General features: G+C 75.9%; 5 protein-coding genes. All 5 read left to right on the top strand.

The genetic code is table 11. The features are described 5' to 3' along the window. Positions 1 to 371 precede the first annotated feature (371 nt). Positions 372 to 557: a hypothetical protein gene (locus AB0A74_RS42560; protein ID WP_343940084.1), complete on the top strand. Its 186-nt coding sequence runs from the start codon at positions 372 to 374 to the stop codon at positions 555 to 557. A gap of 25 nt (positions 558 to 582) precedes the next feature. Beyond that, positions 583 to 1,299, top strand: a complete 717-nt coding sequence (locus AB0A74_RS42555) for a hypothetical protein (RefSeq protein ID WP_358258906.1) — start codon at positions 583 to 585, stop codon at positions 1,297 to 1,299. Continuing rightward, positions 1,296 to 2,195, top strand: a complete 900-nt coding sequence (locus AB0A74_RS42550) for a hypothetical protein (RefSeq protein ID WP_358258904.1) — start codon at positions 1,296 to 1,298, stop codon at positions 2,193 to 2,195. The genes AB0A74_RS42555 and AB0A74_RS42550 overlap by 4 nt, the downstream gene beginning before the upstream one ends. Next, positions 2,195 to 3,166: a serine hydrolase domain-containing protein gene (locus AB0A74_RS42545; protein WP_358258908.1), complete on the top strand. Its 972-nt coding sequence runs from the start codon at positions 2,195 to 2,197 to the stop codon at positions 3,164 to 3,166. The genes AB0A74_RS42550 and AB0A74_RS42545 overlap by 1 nt, the downstream gene beginning before the upstream one ends. A 42-nt stretch (positions 3,167 to 3,208) precedes the next feature. Further along, the coding region (locus tag AB0A74_RS42540; protein ID WP_358258902.1) for an Rrf2 family transcriptional regulator at positions 3,209 to 3,606 on the top strand (398 nt) is incomplete at its 3' end.

The following is a 3,606-nucleotide window of genomic DNA, read 5'->3' as shown; positions in this document are numbered from 1 at the left end:
CCGCCCCCGTCGTTGGGGCCCCGGGGGTTGTGGGGGGGGGGGGGGGGGGGGGGGGGGGGGGGGGGGGGGGGCCCGGCGGGGGGGGGGTGGGGGGGCGCCAGCTCGCGCCGCCGGCACCGCCCAGCCCGCCGTCTCCGCACGCCTGCCGCCCCCCATCCCAGCTCCCGCTCCGCCCCCCACCGCCCGCCTCCCAGCGCACCCCCGCGACCAAAACCCAGGCGTGCCAACACCTTTCGGGTCATCGCCCGTTTATTTCGCCTCTTGTCACTCACACGGATGGTTCACCGGCCCAACCGCCCTCCGCTGTGTTGCACTCGAACCTGTAATCACCCGGACACCCACAGCAGTGTCCCTACTTGAGGAGAAACGCGATGGCCCTCCAAGCCCTGACCCTCCCGGTCGCCACCGCCGAGCAGTGCACCGCCCTCACCACCCTCATGGCCCCACCCGAAACCGCCGTCAGCGACGCCCCGCTCCACGAGCCCCACGCCGCCGGCGCACTCCTGCTCGGGCTGCTCATCTCGCCCCCCACACCGAAGGAGCCGAAGGACCGGTGACCACCGCCACCCGGGGCACCCGCCGATGACGACCGGTGGCCGCCTCGCCGAGACCTCCCTGGCCGGTGCGGCCGACGTGCTCGCCGGCCAGGTGGTCGACGCCCTGCGCGGTCGGGAGCGGCCCGGGTTGGTGCGGCACGCCGACTCCGCCGACGACCGGACGCTCGTCCTCGGCGCGGTCCGGCTGGTCGGGGCCGACCTGTTCGCGCCGCACCTGCTCGCCGACCACCTGCTCGACCCGGGGGACGTCGAGGTCGTGTCCGACTCCTTCGCCTGCTTCCCCGTGGTCCGCGAGCCCGCCTCGCACGAGCAGCACGTCACGGCCTGGCGCGACTGGGCGACCGCGACCGCCCTCCTCCGCCTCGCCGACCCGTGCGAGCCCGACCCGTGCCCACCGGGCGACGCGACCGCCGTCCTGGGCGACGCAAGCGCTTGGCAGACGTGGTCCGTGCACGTCGCCCAACTCGCGCCGCTGGCCCTGCCCGGACTGGGCGGCCCGGTCGTGGCGGCCGTGTTCGACCACGCCGAGGCGCTGGGCCGGGGCGCGACCCGGTCGGTGCTGCGCCGCGACTACGCGACCGCCGTGCGGCTGGCCCGCTGGGTCGCCCTGCTGCACCACGCCGGCGTCGACCAACCGCTCGACCCGGTCCTCCTCACCCGCCACCTCCACCTCTACGCGGGCACCGGACCGCGCCTCGCCCTCGACCTCGCCGTGACCCGCCGGCTGCTGGAGGCCGCGTGACCCCGTCCGTGGCCCACCACGCCCACAAGCTCGCCGGCACCGCCCTCGACTGGCTGCACACCCACCGCCGCCTCGGCGCGTTCCCGGAGGGCGCCACCGACATCGGCGACCCGGACCACCACTACAAGCCCCTCGGCGAGACGGCGCTGGCCGCGTCCCTGGTGCTGCGCGAGGGCGTGGCCGGGCCCGCGACCCTCGCCCAGGCCCGTGACCTGCTGGACTTCACCTGGTCGGAGTTCCGCGCGGGCGACCTGCTCTACGAGCGCCAGTTGCGGCACTGGCTGTTGACCGACCCGCTGGAGACCTACGCCCACTTCGCCCGCGCCGGCCTGCGCCACGACCGGCTGCACGCGCTCCTGCGGCACAGCGCCGCCGTCGGGGCCACCACGGAGGTCCTGCCGAACCGGAACCTCGCCGTCGCCAACGCGCGGCGCACCACGGGCATCGGCCGCGACCCGGACTGGCCGGCCCTGACCCGCGCCACCTGGCTGGGCCGCACACCGGAGCCGTGGGCGATCGACTGGTCCACCGGCTACCACCTCACCCACACCGTCTTCCACCTCACCGACTGGGGCGCCCGCCCGCACGACCTCCCCGCCGACATCGCCGACTACCTGGCCATGTGGCTGCCGGCCTGGGTGGACGTCTGGGCCGAGGTGGCGCAGTGGGACCTCGTCGGCGAGCTGCTCATCGTCGGCGCCTGCCTGCCCGAACCGCACCTCGACCCGGCCGGGTGGCAGGTCCTGGCCGACGCCCAGCACGCCGACGGCCTCCTGCCCCGCGACAACGACCCCGTCGACGACGACCCCGCCACGCGGTTCGCCGACCACCAGCACCCCACCGTCGTGGCCGCGATCGCGGGGACGCTCGCCCTGTCCCGCCTGCTCGGCGCGTGATGGACGAACACCTCGTCCCGCTGCTGTCCGCCGCACCGGGCGCGACCGGTGTCGCCGTGGCCGCGCGCCGCCGGCACGAGGACACCGTCCTGCTGTCCGGCACGACCGCCCGCGACGGCGACCCGCTCACCCCGACCACCCGGTTCGAGATCGGGTCGCTGACCAAGACGTTCACGGCGCTCCTGCTGGCCCGGATGGTCGCCGCCGGCGAGGTCGCCCACGACGACGAAGTGCGCCGCTACCTGCCCGAAGGCGCCCTCGACGCCCCGATCACCCTCGACCAGTTGGCCACCCACACGTCCGGCCTGCCGAGGCTCCCGCCGGGTCTGCTGCGCACCGCGCTGCCGAGGTGGTTCAGCACCCCGTACGCGGCGTTCGGCCCGGACGACCTCCTGGCCGCCCTGCCGCGCACCAGGACCCGTCCGGGCTACCGCTACTCGAACTACGGCGTCGCCCTGCTGGGCTTCGCGCTGGCCCGCGCGGCCGGCGTCCCGTACGCGGAGCTGCTCGCGGACCGCGTCCTGCGCCCGTTGGGCCTGCACGACACCGACTGCACCGCCGCCCGCCAGGCGACCGGCCACTGGCACGGCCGACCGCGCCCGCCGTGGGACATCCCGGGCCTGCCCGCGGCCGGCGCGCTCCGGTCCACCGCCCAGGACCTGCTGCGCTATGTGACCGCCCTGCTCGACCCGGACGCCACACCGCTGGCCGCCGCCCTGACCGACGTCGCCCGCCCGCGCGTCGTGCGGCCGGGAACCACGGACGACGTGTGCCTGGTCTGGAACCGCCGCGCCCGCCCCGGTCGCACGCTGCTGTTCCACGCGGGCGGCACGCGCGGGTTCACCGCGTTCGCGGGGTGCAGCCCGGACACCGGGACGGCGCTGGTGGCGCTGGCCAACTCGGGTCCGGGCCTGCGCGACCCGTTCGTCCAGCGCTCCTACGAGGCGTTGCGCGCGCTGGCGACCGCATGATCATGGTTGCGGCGCGCTATTCTGGACATCTAATATCCAGATATGCGGATGGGCGAGGGCGTCGAGTGGGCGGTGCACTGCTGCCTGAACCTGGCGTGGATCGGTGAGCGGGCGATCCCGGCGACGCGCCTGGCCGCCTACTACGAGCTGCCCGCCGCCTACCTGAACAAGCAGCTCCAGGCGCTGGCCAGGGCGGGCCTGCTGACCTCGACCCCCGGTCCGAGGGGCGGCTTCCGGCTGGCCCGAGCACCCGAGCGGATCACGCTGATGGACGTGGTCAGCGCCGTGGAGGGCCCCGATCAAGCCTTCCGCTGCACAGAAATCCGCCACCGGGGCCCCGCCGCCGGCACCGCCACCCCCGCCACCCCGGCCGACCCCACCCCGGCCGACCCCACCCCGGCCGACCCCACCCCGGCCGACCCCGGCCCGGCCGACCCCGG

This window comes from Saccharothrix sp. NPDC042600 (genome assembly GCF_040647305.1).
GTDB lineage: Bacteria > Actinomycetota > Actinomycetes > Mycobacteriales > Pseudonocardiaceae > Actinosynnema > Actinosynnema mutabilis.
Note: the sequence above shows the minus strand (reverse complement) of the source record. Positions and strands in the feature narration are given on the sequence as shown.

Coding starts and splice junctions, on each gene's coding strand:
- AB0A74_RS42560 (WP_343940084.1), top strand. CDS start 372: ATGGCCCTCCAAGCCCTGACCCTCCCGGTCGCCACCGCCGAGCAGTGC.
- AB0A74_RS42555 (WP_358258906.1), top strand. CDS start 583: ATGACGACCGGTGGCCGCCTCGCCGAGACCTCCCTGGCCGGTGCGGCC.
- AB0A74_RS42545 (WP_358258908.1), top strand. CDS start 2,195: ATGGACGAACACCTCGTCCCGCTGCTGTCCGCCGCACCGGGCGCGACC.